We start from the raw sequence: 17,179 nt of genomic DNA, 5'->3' as shown, positions 1-17,179 counted from the left end.
TGAGTAATGAGTACTGAGTACTGAGTGTAGATAAAAATCAATTAACTTTAATGACCAATGACCAATCACCAATGACCAATGACCAATGACCAATCAACAATGACCAATGACCAATGACCAATGACCAATCACCAATGACCAATGACCAATGACCAATGACCAATGACCAATGACCAATGACTAATGACATACCCGATTGGATAAGATTGCATAAAGCCTTAGCTGTAGAGGCTGAACATGGCTTTGCTGATTTGGTGGGTAAGCAATACCGCTTCAGTGAATTTCTGAGTTTGACGTTTGGGAAATTCCCCCAAGCTTTGCCCCCCAAAGAACGTTCTCGCTGGCACGAAATAGCGATGCAATTTGCCAGCTATCCAAATTTGGGAGTGGAAGCAAGACAACACTTAATTGCCGAAGTCAGAAGATATCTCTACCAACTACAGCAAGAACTGGAGGAGCGGGAGCAGGGGAGCAGAGGAGCAGAGGAGCAGGGGAGAATATATCCAAGTAAAACCCTAAATCCCACAACTCCAATTGTGGCAGAGGTTAGTCGGCGACTAGCTCCAAAAATTGAGCAAAAACTCAGTGAATTGCCAGAAATAGGCATTAAAAATGCTGAAAATTTAGCGCGGTTGGATTTACATACTGTGCGTGATTTACTGTTTAATTATCCTCGTGATCATATTGATTATGCCCGTCAGGTAAATATTCAAGAGTTGCAGGGAGGTGAAACAGTAACGATAATAGCGACGGTGAAACGTTGTAATTTCTTTACCAGCCCTAAAAATAAGAAATTATCAATTTTAGAATTAATTCTTAAAGATAATACAGGTCAAATTAAAGTTAGCCGTTTTTATGCGGGGGCGCGTTTTAGCAGTCGTGGTTGGCAAGAAGGTTTAAAACGTCGCTATCCGGTGGGTAGTGTAATTGCTGCCTGTGGGTTGGTAAAGGGAGGTAAATATGGGTTAACGCTGGATAACCCAGAATTAGAAGTTTTGGCAAATCCAGGGGATACCATTGATTCCCTGACGATTGGGCGGGTTGTGCCGATTTATGCTTTGACTGAGGGAGTGGTGGCGAATACGGTACGTCAAGCGGTGATTACGGCTTTACCTGCTGCGGTTAATTTGAAAGACCCCTTACCTAAAGGTTTGCGGGAAAAGTATGGTTTGATGGAATTGAAGGATGCGATCGCTAATATTCATTTTCCTGAAGATAGCGATGCTTTAAGAATAGCCCGTCGCCGCTTAGTATTTGATGAATTTTTCTATCTGCAATTAGGCTTACTACAACGTCAGAAAAAAGCTAAAGAAATTCAAACCAGTGCCATTCTTGCCCCCAAAGGACAACTATTAGAAAATTTCCACAAAATACTACCTTTTCAACTCACCGGCGCACAGCAAAGAGTTATCAACGATATTCTCAACGACTTGCAAAAATCTACACCCATGAATCGGTTAGTACAGGGTGATGTAGGTTCAGGTAAAACTGTTGTTGCGGTTGTGGCTATTGTGGCAGCAATTCAATCAGGTTATCAAGCGGCATTGATGGCTCCGACGGAAGTATTAGCAGAACAACATTATCGTAAGTTAGTTAGTTGGTTTAATTTACTACATTTGCCAGTTGAATTATTAACAGGTTCGACAAAAATAGCGAAAAGACGAGAAATTCACTCTCAGTTAGAAACAGGTGAATTACCTTTATTAGTGGGAACTCATGCCTTAATTCAAGATAAAGTCAATTTTCAACGTTTAGGTTTAGTTGTCATTGATGAACAGCATCGTTTTGGGGTTGAACAAAGGGCGAAGTTACAACAAAAAGGCGAACAACCTCATGTATTAACAATGACTGCAACTCCTATTCCCCGGACATTAGCGTTAACGGTACATGGAGATTTAGATGTTAGTCAAATTGATGAATTACCACCGGGAAGACAACAAATTCAAACTACTTTATTAAGTGGACAGCAACGACATCAAGCTTATGATTTAATGCGTCGAGAAGTTGCCCAAGGTAGACAAATATATGTGGTTTTACCGTTGGTGGAAGAATCAGAAAAATTAGATTTGCGTTCTGCGGTAGATGAACATCAAAAGTTAAAAGAAAGCGTTTTTCCTGACTTTCAAGTGGGACTTTTACATGGACGCATGAGTTCAGCCGAAAAGGACGAAGCTATTACCAAATTCCGCGATAATGAAACGCAGATTTTAGTTTCTACTACTGTGGTTGAAGTCGGTGTAGATGTGCCAAATGCCACAGTGATGCTAATTGAACACGCGGAAAGATTTGGTTTATCGCAACTACACCAATTACGGGGACGGGTTGGACGAGGTGCGGCGCAGTCTTATTGTTTATTAATGAGCAGTTCCAGAAGTCCTGATGCTCAACAACGGTTGAAGGTGTTGGAACAGTCGCAGGATGGGTTTTTTATCTCGGAAATGGATATGCGTTTTCGGGGGCCTGGGGAAGTGATGGGAACTCGTCAATCAGGTGTAGCAGATTTTACTTTAGCTAGTTTGGTGGAAGATGAGGAAGTTTTGCTGTTAGCGCGACAAGCAGCAGAGAAAGTAATTGATATGGATGTGGATTTAGAGCGTTGGCCGTTGATGCAGGATGAGTTGAAATATAGGTATGCGCGGTTAATGGGTGGAGCGATTTTGACGTAATAATACTTATTTTCTTAGCTTTTTTTGTGACTAATACCGGATTTCAATTGGGTTAATTTTCTGTATTCAGGTGATAATCGTCTTAGGTCTAATCATACAGGAGGTGCGATCGCATGGTTATTGCTCAAACCAACCCACCAAACCTTACCCCAGAAGCGACAATAACTGATTTTACCCCAGATGAGTATCGAGCGATGGAGGAAACAGCCGAAGAACGCCACGAATACCGCAACGGAGAGATTATTACTATGCCAGGAGGTTCAGAAGTTCATAGTGCGATAGCTAGTAATATATTAATTTATTTGGGTTTTTTACTCAGAGATACTGATTTTCGTTTTTATGGTAGTGATTTGCGGGTTTGGATTCCTAATTTTCATCATGGAACTTATGCAGATGTTCTGGTTATTAATGGTGAACCGGAATTTAACGGCAATCGTACTGATGAAATTCTCAATCCTTTACTGATTATTGAAGTTCTTTCTCCTTCTACGGAAGGTTATGATAGAGGAGAGAAATTTAGAAAATATCGCTCTCTTTCTAGCTTTTGTGAATATGTGCTTGTCAGTCAAACTGAACCTTATATTGAGCATTATTATAAACAGGAAGATCAAAATAATAATCTTTGGCAATTGCAAGTTTATGATCAGATTGATTTGTCAGTTTGTCTGCATAGTTTAAATGTAGAAATTCCGATGAATGAAATTTATCGGCGGATTAAATTTTAAGACAATCTTCTTACAATTGCTCGTTTGTATAATAAATATCTGTATAATAGCTAAACATAGATGTTATATAGAAAAATTCTGCATAAATACTAATTATTAACCATGCTGCAACGAGTAATTATCAACGGTTTCAAGTCCATTAAAACAATGGATATTGAATTGCGTCCTTTAAATATCTTGATTGGTGCTAATGGAGCAGGTAAAAGTAATCTCATTTCTTTTTTTAAGATGCTGAATGAGATGATGGCTGGACGGCTTCAACAATATATTGGCATATCCGGTTACGCTCAATCTCTGTTACATTTTGGAGCTAAGATAACACCGCAAATAGAAGCGAAACTAGAGTTTGAATTTCATGATGCTCCCTATGCATATAATTTGCGTTTGTTTCATGCAGCAGGGGATACGCTGATTTTTGCTGAAGAGACATTGAGTTTAGAAGAAGCAACCTTTTGGGAAAACCGCTTCTTGCCTGGAACAAAAGACTCATTGGGTGCAGGACATCAGGAGACAAAAATCAGCGCAGCAGCGCACGGAGGTATGCAAACATCTCAAGTGATTGAATTCTTGCTCAACCGCTGCCGTGTTTACCACTTTCATGATACATCTTCTACAGCCGCAGTCCGTCAATCCTGTTATGTTGATGACAATCGCTGGTTGATGCCTGATGCTGGAAATCTAGCCGCATTACTTCTTAGATTCCGTGAAGATCATAGTACAGCCTATCAGCGTATTGTCAAAACAATTCGTTTGATTGCACCCTTTTTCGATGATTTTGTGCTTGTACGTAGAGGGCATCATGTTATTCTCAACTGGCTGCACAAAGAATCAGATCAAGTGTTTGGACCACACCAATTTTCTGACGGTACTTTACGTGCTATCTGCCTGACTACATTGCTTTTACAGCCAGAAGATGAACTTCCAGCATTAATTATTGTTGATGAACCGGAACTTGGTTTGCATCCTTATGCTCTTAATGTTGTAGCTGCGATGTTTGGTAAGGCTTCCTATCATACACAAATTCTTATCAGCACTCAATCTACTTCTTTTTTAGATAACTTTAATCCTGAAGATGTAATTACAGTAGATAGAGTGGGTAAGGAGTCGCAATTTAAGCGATTACATCCGGAAGAATTAGAATCTTGGTTAGAAGAATATAGTTTAGGAGAAATTTGGGAGAAAAATATCATTGGTGGAAGTCCACACTAGTGATACGCCTCTATTTATTTGCTGAAGGATCAATCGAGAAAACTTATGCTGAAATTGTTTTAAACCTACATTTTGAATAGTATGATGCTTTTATAAAAAAATCACTCTGACAATACTGTAATGAAAATACAGAAAAAATAACTGCATATTATTCAAGCTATGATATTATAAAATAATCAATAAAATTTGAATTGAATTAAAGTAAAAGGAAATATTATTTATGAGTATTGTTCAGATAGTGGAACAAGTTTATTCAAAGTACCAACATATTGAAAACATTTCATATTCTGGAGACATAGAGAAGTTAACTAATGAATGCCAAGATTACCTCCTTCTATACCAAGAATTATGGACTAAATTGCTTGGTCTCCAAAATCCTTTTTTATCTGACATAAACATCATAGCTGAGGCAATATACTATAAGACACTTGCAGATTATAAAAAAAAGTGTCAAAACCGTGCATATTACAGAGGAAATTGCTCTGCATTCAACAAAGTTATTCAGAATGTTATAGATAAATTACAACAGGAAAACTCCCTTCAAAAATTGGTATCCATCAAATTGAGAGGACTTATCCGAAAGTATATGATGGATAGCTTGCGCTTAATAAATCACTATCAACAGAGCAATGACAATGGAAACTTATTTCAAGTTTCTTTGAGTGATCCCGATTATAGACTCTACTATGACACTTGTGAACAGATTATTTTTGGTGAAACACATTTTAATGATCCTTCGGATCAGAATGAAGTTAGTCCAGCCTTGATTCGTGTCATGATAGAACTTCGATTGAAGTGGAGTATGGGAATATCTGGATATATAGTTTCAGATTCACCAGGTAATATGAGTGAATTTCTTAAAGTTTATAGCACTTTTGTAAGCAGCGAGAAAATAACCGTTGTTCCTCGGTTTGATATCATAAAAAGAATCTATATGTGGGGTAACATATATATCCATACTGGAATTCGCTCATATTCTTGGTTAACTGGATTGGCGTTAAATTTTCTTGATCCTCTTTTCTATGGTGAAAAACATAGACTGTCTGGAGTGAGAGTTCAATCACAAGCTACTATCTATGAATTTTGGGACGAGCTAAAACATCACTACATTAAACGTTCCGATAATAAAAAACTCGAAGTTCACATTGAAGGATATCAATCAGGATTTATATGTACAGACAATAACTGTGAACCTATACCTTACAAAAATGATTATGCAATTTATGAAAAGATTCTAGTATTAGCAAATTCTGGTTATCAAATTCAAAGTGCTTATAACCTGAAATGTATCCTTGAAAAAGGAATTGAAACTCTTGGTAATTCCCTGTATAATCGTGTCAGAGAAAGCTATGTATCTCTAAGAGAAAAAGAGATTAGAGAGAGAGCATACTACCTATGGATTCAAAGAGGATATTCATTATTGGATGCTGATCATAATTGGTATGCTGCAATTGAGGATGATATCAATTCTCTTCCTAAACCACAAATAGAAGATCAATAAGCCTCTAATGAGGTATAGCAATTCTAAATGATACGTGAGAGTTCAAGAAGCCTCAAATGCTTATAAAATAAGGATTTTTATCTACATATTTTCTCATGTTTAGAGTAGGACTGCTATATATTAAATCATCTCTAGTTGCTTCTAATTTATAACGTCTTCACTAATTTTTTAATTACAGTTCAGCATAAAATCGTATAAAGTAGTGATCTCTCTTTTTTTATTCTTTCATATTTCCAAAATAAATAACATCCTTTATGCGTCGAGATTCAATCTTCTATAAACTATTCCAACAATATCCATCTCTGCTATTTCAACTATTGACAAATCCCCCAACAAATGCAGATGCTTACAGATTTGATTCCGTAGCTGTCAAAGAACCTAAATTTGAAATTGACGGCGTATTTTTACCACCAGAAACCGAAGGTGTAGGAGTAGTATATTTCTGCGAAGTACAATTTCAGAAAGATGAAATACTTTACGAAAGAGTATTTGCTGAATCTTCACTATATTTCTACCGCAACCGTGCCAGATTTAGCGATTGGCAAGCAGTTATAATTTATCCATCTCGCAATACTGAACAAAGCGATATTTATCCTCATCGGGGATTTCTCAACAGTGACCAAGTACATCGAATATATTTAGATGAATTGGGAGATATTCGGCAATTACCTGTATGGGTAGCATTGATGGTACTAACTACCTTAGAAGAAAGTCAAGCACCAGAAGAAGCTAGGTATTTGTTAACAAGAACCAGTGAAGAAATACCATCGCCATCAAGTCGCGCCATAATAGAGATGATCACGACGATAATGGTGTATAAGTTTGAACAACTCAGCCGCAGGGAGGTAGAGTCTATGCTAGGAATTACACTCAAAGAAACGCGAGTTTACCAGGAAATCAAAGAAGAAGGACGGGAAGAAGGAGTAGAAGAAGCAACAGTTAATCTGGTTATCCGACTATTGACTAAGCGGTTTGGAGAATTATCGGTCGAAATACGCGCTTCAATTTCTGCTTTACCATTACCTGTGCTAGAAAATTTGAGCGAAGCACTGTTAGACTTCACCTGTTTGGCTGATTTACAGGGTTGGTTAGCAGCGGTTAAAGATTAAAGATACTGTATTTGAATCACTGAAAAAAATTAAAAAAGGGTTTTGTCCACAGACATCACCCCTAATTACAACTGCAAAAAGTCCCAATTAACTAAACTCGATAGTATCCACAAACACTAAAATATGCTGCTTGATGTCCTCAGCTTCCTCCTCAATAGAACCGGGAGTATCACCATTAAAAAAGCTGCGCTGACTGCTAACTATATACAAAAATTCTCCATTGACAAAGGCTAAAAGTCCTCGATAAGCATCTAATCTGATCGCATTTCCGTTATTTTCTTGTTTAGAAATCGTTGAACCTTTAGGCATATCGACTAAGGTATAGTAAGACCCCTCCGCAATATCTTGCAAATATTCGGTATACTTGACCTTAGCACTTGGAACATTGGCAAAAATCGCCTGGGGTAAATACTTATCTACAAGAATTGAGTGCAAATATTTTTCCTGTCCTTTAGACTCGATTTCCTCTACATATTCTGAAGGGAGAGGATAATAATCAATTCTCAGTAAAGTTCCGACATCATCAGAAAAGCCAACTATTCCTTCTTGACTTTGAATTTTTCCCCCTTGATCTGGGTTAACTGGTATGGGAACGATAAAATTACCCAAGGGTGACTCATACACCTGCTGACCCAGGTCATCAACTATGATGGTTTGATATTCGTCTTCTCCGTATTCTTCATCTTCTTCGGCTTCTTGAATAGCGGCTATCACCTCTTTGGTAATTTCCTCCGCTTCTTCATCTTCCATCTCTAAAGCTTGCTGTAGTTTTTTCAGGTAAGGCTGTTTTTGCGTGGGGATACTCAGATCCTCGTCTAACAGCATAATTACCCCAGCCGCAAAGCCATCCAGTACTACATCATCTGCCAGACTAGCATTAGCGGTATTAAACAGAGGTCCGAGTCCTTCTGCTGCTGCGATCGCTATTAGTCTATCAACTAACTCTGTCATATCCTCTTCTGAGTATTCGTCAAAAACCTCGAATTCCCAGAGAATGTCTGCTAAACTGTCTGCATCTATGTCTTCAATGGAAGAATCAACTATGGCAGTAATAACTGCGATCGCTGCTACTGCCTCTTCTGGACTTAGTGATTCTTCTGTGGTTTCTTTTGAGTTAAATATCTGATCATACTTTGTCATAATTTCTATCTCCATCAAAAGTTTTTTAGTAATAACCGATAACACACAAGTAACAATTGTTAGTTTAGCAACCTACGGGACATTCTCTAGATCCGGTTGACTAAATTTTTTTTTGCAAACTAAATCAGGTATGTATCTGTTTGATTACTTATTTGGTTGAGCAATACGTGCTTCAATATCTTCCAATGTGCGTAACAATAGACGAGTTGCTTGCAATTGCCAACCCCATTTCTGAATTCTAAAAGCTGCCACCGTTCCCAGTACCGCTGCTAATAAGCATATTGGTTGATTGAGAGAAATCCCAAATAACAAACCCAATCCAGCAATTCCCCAAAATGGTAAAGCTGCTGCTTGTCGTTGTTCCTCCACTATTTCTGCAATTTTACTGGTTTGCATGGTAGCCAATAATTCAGCTTTAATTTGCCGCTGTTCTGCTAATGAGACTGATATACCTATCTTCCGGCGCATTTTTTCCATCTTGCGGGCATCAGTGCTGTACTCAGTTAACTCATCTTCTGCCATTTTTAGTAGTCGTTCTAATTGTGACATGGTGTATTGGATTTCCTATTTTATGTACAGTTATTATCTCGAATAATTGTTAATTTTTTTTAAAGAAGCCAGAAGTTATCCAGTTTTGAATTGCTGAACACAACCTACGTGTAGACCTATGCCTTTGGCCTTACCCTAGAGTAGGAGTATTAAATCCGTTTATTTCTGATAAAATCACCAATGACTAATTACTAATCACTAATGACTAAAACATGGTTCAGAATGGGAATGGCAGGGATTTTTATCCTCTCAGTTGCCTTACGTTTTTGGGGACTGAATCGATTTAACACTTTGGTATTTGATGAAGTTTACTTTGCCCAATTTGGCAATAACTATCTTACTCATACCCCATTTTTTAATGCTCACCCACCCCTCAGTCAATATATCATCGGCATTGGTATTTGGATTGGTAGTCACATCCCCTTTTGGCACGATACAGTCAATGGGTTGACAGGTTCTTTATTATCCCCTTGGAGTTATCGTTGGGCAAATGCTTTAACAGGTTCATTTATTCCTTTAATAGTTGTTTTACTAACTTATCAATTAAGTTATCGCCGTAGCTTCGCTTTATTAGCAGGTTTATTTACAGCTTGTGACGGTTTGTTTTTGGTAGAATCTCGTTATGCACTTAGTAATATCTATATAGTTATCTTTGGTTTACTAGGGCAATGGTTGTTTTTATTAGCTTTAGAAAAACAGAAACAACAGCGTTGGTTGTGGTTAGTTCTGACGGGGGTTAGTTTTGGTGCGTCAGTCGGTACTAAGTGGAATGGCTTATGGTTTCTTGCAGGTGCTTATGGAATGTGGATAGCAGCTTGGATAATTCCTTGGCTGCAATCTTTTTCACCGTCACCCCGCGTTCCTTTATTCTCTTATTTGTATCTCTTAAATTCTACTGTTGAATCTCAAGTAAAAACAGACGATGTGACTATTCAAACTCCACTGCAAAATATCACTCAAATTAATATTTTCCAGATGATATCCTATTTAGGAATTATCCCCGCCATCATCTACAGTCTAATTTGGATTCCTCACCTCCAACTAGATAAAAGGTATGGATTTATAGCGGTTCATCAACAGATTTTGAAGTTTCATCTTCAGTTGGGTGGTAATAGCGCTAGTGTACATCCTTATTGTGCAGCTTGGTACAAATGGCCATTATTAACTCGACCGATGGCTTATTATTATCAAACAACTCAAAGTATTAAAGATCCCCTCCCTGTATTTGGTCCTCCTTTACCTGCTGGTGCTGGGAAAGTGGTTTATGATGTCCATGCTATGGGTAATCCTTTTTTATGGTGGTTTGGCTTGGCAGCAATTATATTTTTAATAGGAATGCTATTTGTAAAAATGGTTTTACCAGGAATACAGCAAAAACGCGTTTTTATTCCTAAAAATCTCGGTGTTGATACTTGGATTGCTTTATATTTAGTTATTAACTATGCAGCTAATTTCTTACCTTGGGTGAAGGTAAATCGCTGCGTGTTTATTTACCATTATATGTGTGCAGTTGTATTTGTATTTATAGCCATCGCTTGGTTTGTTGATCAATGTCTTCGTAGTTATCATCGAGAATTGCGTGCGCTTGGTGTAACAATTACATTCATTATTGTCGCTGCTTTTGTTTTTTGGATGCCTATTTATTTGGGTTTACCTCTTTCTCTGAAAGACTATCACCTGCGGATGTGGTTTAGAACTTGGATTTGAGTTGATCAACAAAATTATGTTATTGATTTTTTACTTAACATAGCTACATAAAAACTATTTATTTAATCGCCTGTATTTTACATTTCTTATCGGTATTCAGTAAAACTGCCTGTTACACTGAAACCAGTTGGCAGATTAGGGTAACTATACCCAATGACAAATTAGAAATAAAATGATATTAAGCAGGACAAAAAAATTAAGCTTAGTGGAAATGGCGAATTAGCTAAATAGCTCATTTAATTTCTTGCCGAGACAAATAGGAAAATTATTACAGCTTCGGCATATTTCTGAAATAATCTGCAAATTAATTTAATTAAAAGCGCTAAGAGATTTACATTTAGGTAGAATACTAACCTTGACAGGTGAGAAAATCTATCGCTAATTCTGCTCTTGACGCACCTAGATAATAAAGGGTAATCGAGATGAATATAGGGTTACAAGTGCAGAATGTGAATGTTACCAGCTTGAAAGAAGCACCAATTCATATTTCGAGCAAAATTCAACCTCATGGTATTTTGTTAGTTTTAGAAGAACCAGAATTAAAAGTATTGCAAGTTAGTAATAACACCTTAAATATTTTCGGAATTTCTACCGAGAATATGTTGGAAAAAAAATTAGAAGATTTAGTAGATCCCTTCCAAATAGAAAGAATTAAATCTGGTTTATCAGAACAGAATTTAGATTTTATTAATCCTACCAAAATTTGGATTAGAAAAAAAGGTGATGAATACACAGTATTTGATGCCGTATTTCACCGGAATATTGAAGGGTTTTTAATCCTGGAATTAGAACCTGCTATTTCCCAAGAAAATATTCCATTTTTAAGCTTTTATCATTTAGCAAGAGCATCCATAAATCAACTAGAAACTACTAAAAATCTCCGAGAATTTGGTCAAATCATCGTCCAGGAAGTCCGTAAAGTGACGGGATTTGACAGAATCATGTTATATAAATTCGATGATGATGGACATGGTTCTGTGATCGCTGAAGAAAAAATCGAAAGTTTAGAACCTTACTTGGGTTTACACTTTCCAGAGTCAGATATTCCCAAACCTGCCAGAAAATTATTTATTTCCAATTCAATTAGATTAATCCCGGATGCTCATTCTCAACCTATAGAAATTTTTCCTGTCAATAATCCTGTAACTGAGCGTCCAGTTGATTTAACACAATCTAGTCTCAGAAGTGCTGCATCTTGCCATACAGAATATTTACATAATATGGGCGTGGGCGCTTCTTTGACTATCTCTTTGATTAAAGACCAAAAACTGTGGGGATTGATTGCTTGTCATCATCAAACACCCAAATATGTTTCTTATGAATTGCGGAAAGCTTGCGAATTTTTAGGAAGATTGATATTTTCGGAAATTTCTGCCAGAGAAGAAACAGAAGATTATGACTATCGAATGAATTTGACATATATTCAATCACTCTTAGTTGAATATATGTCCCAAGAGGATAACTTTATTGATGGGTTGGTGAAAAATCAGCCAAATCTTCTGGATTTAACTGGTGCAAAAGGAGCAGCAGTTTGTTTTGGGGGAAATTATACCCTGATTGGGGAAACTCCCAAAGAAGAAGATTTAAACTTTTTAGTTGAATGGTTGAAGAATAATGTCGAGGACGAGGTATTTTATACAGATTCTCTTCCTAGTCTTTATCCAGATGCTGTCAGCTTCAAAAATGTCGCTAGTGGTTTGTTAGCTATTCCTATTTCCCAGCGGAATTATGTTTTGTGGTTCCGACCGGAAGTAATTCAAACTGTAAATTGGGGTGGTGATCCTCATAAGGCATTTGAAGTTAGTCAAGCACATGGAAATTTGCGTTTGTGTCCACGTAAATCATTTGAATTGTGGAAAGAAACAGTCAGATTAACATCTTTACCCTGGAAATATGTAGAGATTAGAGCAGCTTTAGAACTGCGGAAGGGAATCGTAAATATTGTCCTGCGTCAAGCTGATGAATTAGCTCAATTGGCGCAAGATTTAGAACGTTCTAATGCCGAATTGAAAAAATTTGCCTATGTCGCTTCCCATGATTTGCAAGAACCACTTAATCAAGTAGCCAATTATGTGCAGTTGTTAGAGATGCGCTATGAAGCCCAACTTGATGAAGATGCAAAAGAGTTTATCAACTACGCAGTCGAGGGAGTGAGCTTAATGCAGACGTTAATTGATGACGTACTAGCATATTCTAAAGTTGATACCCAAGCGATCGCATTTCAAGTGACTGAAGTAGACACAGCCTTAGAACGCGCTCTCAGCAATCTACGCAAACGCATTTCCGAAACAGGTACTATTATTACCCATGACCCCTTACCCACTGTCATGGCTGACAGTACCCAACTGATGCAGCTATTTCTGAACCTGGTAGGTAACGCCATCAAATTCCGCAGTGAAAAACCACCGCAAATCCATATAGGTGCAGAGAGGTTAGAAGATGAGTGGTTGTTATCAGTGCGAGATAATGGAATTGGCATAGATCCGCAATTTAGCGATCGCATTTTTATTATCTTTCAACGCCTACACACCAGGGATGAATATCCCGGCACAGGTATGGGCTTGGCAATTTGTAAGAAAATTGTCGAATGTCATCGGGGGCGGATCTGGGTTGAGTCGCAACTCGGACAGGGCGCAACCTTCTACTTTACCATTCCAGCCGGAGGACGTGAGCGTGAGCGCAGAAACGGAAGAAACACACAAAATAATCTTTTTAGTTGAGGATAATAAAGCCGACATCCGTCTGATTCAAGAAGCATTAAAAACTAGTACATTACCCCATCAGGTAGTGACAGTTAGAGATGGCATAGACGCTATGGCTTATCTCCGTCAAGAAGGCGAATATGCAGATGCACCACGCCCCGACCTGATCTTACTAGATTTGAACTTACCCAGAAAAGATGGACGAGAGGTACTAGCGGAAATTAAATCAGACCCCAAACTCAAACGTATTCCTGTGGTAGTGTTAACAACTTCCAAAAACGAAGATGACATCTACCACAGCTACGACTTACACGTAAACTGCTACATCACCAAATCTCGTAACCTCAGCCAACTATTTCAAATCGTTAAAGGGATTGAGGAATTTTGGTTTGCTACCGCTACGTTACCATCAGATTAAGGCCAGAAAGCATGGGAGGAAAATTATTGTTCAGGACTCAGCAATCAGAAATTAGAGGGGGATTAAACCAGGAAATTATGGCTGCGAGCTACTCAGTAAAAATCTTGTTGATTGAGGACAACTTGGCAGAAGCTAGGTTGTTACAAGAGTTTCTCAAGCAAGCCCAAACCAAAGAGTTTAGTTTAGTTCATGTGCAAAGATTACGAGACGCATTTTCTGAACTAAGTCAACAGACCTATGATGTAATTTTGTTAGATTTAACCTTACCGGATAGTCAAGGATTATCATCTTTACCACTGTTGATAAGTCACGCTCCTAGGACACCAATTGTTGTTCTCACCAACACCAACGATGAAGAACTAGCAATTGAAGCTGTGCGAGAGGGAGCGCAAGATTATTTAGTAAAAAGGCAAGTCAATCCAGATGCATTAGTGCGTTCAGTCCGATATGCAATTGAAAGAAAACAAGTTTTAGAGCAATTACGAACTGTCAATCAAGCATTAGAAACTAGGGTTGAAGAAAGAACTGCTGAATTGGTAAAAGCCAAAGAAATAAATCAGTTTAAATCTGAATTTGTCTCCATGCTTTCTCATGATATTCGTAATCCGTTAAATACGATTCTCTTGGCGGCTGGATTGCTACAAAACAGTGATGAAAAATTAACTAAAGAGAAAAAAGTTAATCATTTGCGGATGATTCGCTCTGCCATCAAAAATATGGCACAGTTATTAGATGAAGTTTCTTTCATCGGTAAAGCTGATTCTGGTAAATTACACAGTCAACTCAGCCGCCTAGATTTAGAAGCTTTTTGTCACCAAATTCTAGAAGAAGTGCATTTGACGGCGCTAGAAAAACACGTAATTATAAATTTCACAAGTTTTGGAGACTTTGAAGAAACACTTTGGGATGAAAGTTTGTTACGGCATATTTTAGAAAATTTGCTCAGTAATGCAATTAAGTATTCTCACTCTGATAGCAAAATCAAATTTGAAGTAATTAGTCAAGATAAAATAGTTACTTTCCGGGTTCAAGATTCAGGAATTGGCATTTCTAAACAGGATCAACAACGGCTATTTCAACCATTTAATCGGGGAGAAAATGTCGGCAGTATTTCTGGAACAGGTATGGGTTTAGCAATTGTGAAAAAGTGTGTTGAGGCTCATGGTGGTGAGATTTTAGTTGATAGTCAAGTTGGTTTAGGAACAACATTTACCGTAACTTTACCATTGATTAAACAGCAGCAGGTGACAGGTGACAGGTGACAGAAGGCAGTAGGTAATTAATTATTTCTCCCATCTCCCTAAGTAGGTAAACAGAAAAATTTAAAGGTATGTGAAGAAAAGTAAATAGGGCTGAAACCCTCTTTCCCCCTGCTAGAAAGCCCCCTGCTCCCTGCCTTACCCCAACGACAATTTTTAACGCCCACCTACTTAATTACCGCGTCTCCGTGTCACCGCTTCACAAACAAAGCTCGATAAACTGGTTCACCCTTGTTAATAGTGCCTATTTCCCGTTCTGTGGAAACTGGGAGAGGATTCTCTGCTAACCATTCCTCTGTACCCATTTTCTCAAATGCTGGGTGTTCAGAAAAGCGATCGCACATTTCCACAGCAATGAATTTTTGATCAGATTGTACAAATACAACCCCACCAACCGCCAAATAATCGGCTAATTCTGTCACTAACTCTGGTTGCACTACACGCCTTTTAGCGTGGCGGTTTTTGAACCAAGGATCAGGAAATTGAATTGTAACACGCTGTAAAGTTTCCGTTCCTAAAGAAGATAAAATAGGTACTAACGAGTTATTAACATTGCAAAATAAATAATGCAAATTTGTTAAATCCAACTCAGAACATAACCTATTCGCATCTACAACCAAAGGTTCCCGAATTTCCAAACCTAAAAAATTCCAGTTTGGTTCCAGTTGTGCCATCTGTAGTAAAAACCTGCCCCTAGCACAACCAATATCTAAGTGCAGGGGTAGATTTGGCTGTGCATAAACTTTTTTCCATTCTGGAGTGTTGGCGGGTATTTTATACTTGTTAGCAAGTGGGTTAACGTGTTGACGAACTCGGACAACTGCCAAAATTAACTCTCCTGTGGTGAAAAAAAATCAACTTAAATGTGTACAAATATTAAGTCTGACTGCTGATCCCCAGTCAGGCAAAGCAGGAGTTATACTTTGGGAAAAAGAGCATTTACACTTCTGCTTTTAACATTTTCTTAAATCAATGAATAATATCAATTTTCGTTTTGCCATAGTTAGTGACTTACACATTGGGCTTTCCCATACAATTTGGGATCATCCTAGCCGCTTTCATCTTGTTGAAGTCAGTATTCCAGCTTTTGAAAGTGTACTCGAACATTTAATCCAACTCGATTTAGATTTTATCTTAATTCCTGGAGACTTAACCCAACACGGTGAACCAGAGAACCACGCTTGGTTGCAAACTAAGTTATCTCAACTTCCCTTTCCTGTCTATGTTGTTCCTGGTAATCATGACGTACCCGTGTTAATGGCAAATGAGCAATCAATTGCTTTCGCTGATTTTCCTCACTATTACCGCAAGTTTGGCTATGAAAACCCAGACCAACCTTACTACAATTGTCCATTATTGCCAGGAGTGCGGCTGATAGGTCTAAACTCTAACTCATTCGATGACCAGGGTCAGCAGATTGGGCGTTTGGATGATACACAACTCAAATGGCTAGAATCAGAACTGGCAGCGATTAAGGATGAATTGGTTTTGGTAATGGTACATCACAATGTGGTTGAACATTTGCCTAATCAATCAAACCACCCCATGGCAAATCGCTATATGTTAGAAAATGCCCCAGAATTACTGGATTTATTACGTAAACATGAAGTCAGATTGGTCTTTACAGGGCATTTGCACGTTCAGGATGTAGCTTGTGCAGACGGAGTATATGATATTACCACTGGTTCCTTAGTCAGCTATCCTCATCCTTATCGTGTTCTAGAGTTTCAACGAGATCATCTCGGTAGGGAATGGTTACAAATTGTATCTCATCGCGTGGAATCAGTTCCAGATTTTCCCAACTTACAGCAGTCATCAAGAGAATGGATGGGCGATCGCTCTTTCCCCTTCCTGATCAAGTTATTAACTTTACCTCCCTTAAACCTACCATTAGCACAAGCAAAAGAACTAGCCCCCGATTTACGAGACTTTTGGGCAACTATTGCTGATGGAGATGGAGTCTTAGACTATCCAGAATTTCCTCTAGAAGTGCGTCGCTACATTCAAAAATATGGTGCAGTTACTCATACTGGTCATCCTACCGCTATTGATAATAACAGTAGATTGTTAATTGGTGATTGGTAATTGGTGATAAAACATCTTCAATAATAGATAGAAATGATCGCTATTTTTGGATTTTAATTAGATGATAGCGATCGCTCTTTTTTATTCTTTCCACAAATCAATGTTTTTA

The 17,179-nt window shown here is 38.0% G+C and carries 14 protein-coding genes; 10 read left to right on the top strand and 4 right to left on the bottom strand.

Going from position 1 to position 17,179, the window contains the following annotated elements; genetic code table 11:
- Nucleotides 1–37: 37 nt before the first annotated feature.
- Complete coding sequence (locus tag ANA7108_RS30610) at nucleotides 38–190, bottom strand: hypothetical protein (RefSeq protein ID WP_192815418.1); 153 nt, start codon at nucleotides 188–190, stop codon at nucleotides 38–40.
- Between ANA7108_RS30610 and recG the strand changes: the two genes are divergently transcribed.
- The 5 genes from recG to ANA7108_RS0123045 all read left to right on the top strand — a co-directional run bounded on the left by recG (nucleotide 177) and on the right by ANA7108_RS0123045 (nucleotide 7,210).
- On the top strand, nucleotides 177–2,666 hold the full coding sequence (gene recG / locus ANA7108_RS0123065; RefSeq protein ID WP_016953198.1) for an ATP-dependent DNA helicase RecG: 2,490 nt from the start codon (nucleotides 177–179) through the stop codon (nucleotides 2,664–2,666). The two genes, ANA7108_RS30610 and recG, sit on opposite strands and share 14 nt — an antisense overlap.
- A 113-nt stretch (nucleotides 2,667–2,779) precedes the next feature.
- Nucleotides 2,780–3,391 carry a Uma2 family endonuclease gene (locus tag ANA7108_RS0123060; protein ID WP_016953197.1) on the top strand — a complete coding sequence of 204 codons (612 nt, stop codon included), beginning with the start codon at nucleotides 2,780–2,782 and terminating at the stop codon, nucleotides 3,389–3,391.
- 102 nt (nucleotides 3,392–3,493) lie between these two features.
- Nucleotides 3,494–4,600: an AAA family ATPase gene (locus ANA7108_RS0123055; RefSeq protein WP_016953196.1), complete on the top strand. Its 1,107-nt coding sequence runs from the start codon at nucleotides 3,494–3,496 to the stop codon at nucleotides 4,598–4,600.
- A 220-nt stretch (nucleotides 4,601–4,820) separates the two neighbouring features.
- The gene (locus ANA7108_RS0123050; RefSeq protein WP_016953195.1) at nucleotides 4,821–6,101 is read left to right on the top strand and encodes a DUF2934 domain-containing protein; all 1,281 of its coding nucleotides are present in this window, start codon (nucleotides 4,821–4,823) and stop codon (nucleotides 6,099–6,101) included.
- A 254-nt stretch (nucleotides 6,102–6,355) separates the two neighbouring features.
- Nucleotides 6,356–7,210 (top strand): Rpn family recombination-promoting nuclease/putative transposase, encoded by an 855-nt coding sequence (locus ANA7108_RS0123045; RefSeq protein ID WP_016953194.1) that lies wholly within the window; start codon nucleotides 6,356–6,358, stop codon nucleotides 7,208–7,210.
- Nucleotides 7,211–7,297: 87 nt separating this feature from the next.
- On the opposite strand, the gene ANA7108_RS0123040 is transcribed toward ANA7108_RS0123045, so the two are convergent.
- Together ANA7108_RS0123040 and ANA7108_RS0123035 are read right to left on the bottom strand one after the other, a co-directional pair.
- Complete coding sequence (locus tag ANA7108_RS0123040; protein ID WP_016953193.1) at nucleotides 7,298–8,350, bottom strand: hypothetical protein; 1,053 nt, start codon at nucleotides 8,348–8,350, stop codon at nucleotides 7,298–7,300.
- Nucleotides 8,351–8,494: 144 nt separating this feature from the next.
- Complete coding sequence (locus tag ANA7108_RS0123035) at nucleotides 8,495–8,899, bottom strand: hypothetical protein (protein ID WP_016953192.1); 405 nt, start codon at nucleotides 8,897–8,899, stop codon at nucleotides 8,495–8,497.
- 201 nt (nucleotides 8,900–9,100) lie between these two features.
- On the opposite strand from ANA7108_RS0123035, the gene ANA7108_RS0123030 reads away from it, so the two are divergent.
- From ANA7108_RS0123030 to ANA7108_RS0123015, 4 genes are all read left to right on the top strand, one after another.
- A complete protein-coding gene (locus tag ANA7108_RS0123030) occupies nucleotides 9,101–10,606 on the top strand; it encodes a dolichyl-phosphate-mannose--protein mannosyltransferase (RefSeq protein ID WP_026104402.1) in 1,506 nt (501 codons plus the stop codon).
- A gap of 422 nt (nucleotides 10,607–11,028) precedes the next feature.
- A complete protein-coding gene (locus tag ANA7108_RS0123025) occupies nucleotides 11,029–13,326 on the top strand; it encodes an ATP-binding protein (RefSeq protein WP_016953190.1) in 2,298 nt (765 codons plus the stop codon).
- Entirely contained in the window at nucleotides 13,280–13,726 is a 447-nt protein-coding gene (locus ANA7108_RS0123020) for a response regulator (protein WP_016953189.1), read from the top strand. The genes ANA7108_RS0123025 and ANA7108_RS0123020 overlap by 47 nt, the downstream gene beginning before the upstream one ends.
- Nucleotides 13,727–13,803: 77 nt before the next feature.
- A complete protein-coding gene (locus tag ANA7108_RS0123015) occupies nucleotides 13,804–14,988 on the top strand; it encodes a hybrid sensor histidine kinase/response regulator (RefSeq protein WP_026104401.1) in 1,185 nt (394 codons plus the stop codon).
- A 188-nt stretch (nucleotides 14,989–15,176) separates the two neighbouring features.
- On the opposite strand, the gene trmB is transcribed toward ANA7108_RS0123015, so the two are convergent.
- Nucleotides 15,177–15,812 carry a tRNA (guanosine(46)-N7)-methyltransferase TrmB gene (trmB, locus tag ANA7108_RS0123010; protein WP_016953187.1) on the bottom strand — a complete coding sequence of 212 codons (636 nt, stop codon included), beginning with the start codon at nucleotides 15,810–15,812 and terminating at the stop codon, nucleotides 15,177–15,179.
- A gap of 145 nt (nucleotides 15,813–15,957) precedes the next feature.
- On the opposite strand from trmB, the gene ANA7108_RS0123005 reads away from it, so the two are divergent.
- A complete protein-coding gene (locus ANA7108_RS0123005) occupies nucleotides 15,958–17,070 on the top strand; it encodes a metallophosphoesterase (RefSeq protein ID WP_016953186.1) in 1,113 nt (370 codons plus the stop codon).
- The last annotated feature ends 109 nt before the right edge of the window (nucleotides 17,071–17,179 follow it).

Origin of the sequence: Anabaena sp. PCC 7108, assembly GCF_000332135.1 — a bacterium.
Classification (GTDB): domain Bacteria; phylum Cyanobacteriota; class Cyanobacteriia; order Cyanobacteriales; family Nostocaceae; genus Anabaena.
This window is presented reverse-complemented; position numbering and strand designations above follow the sequence as displayed.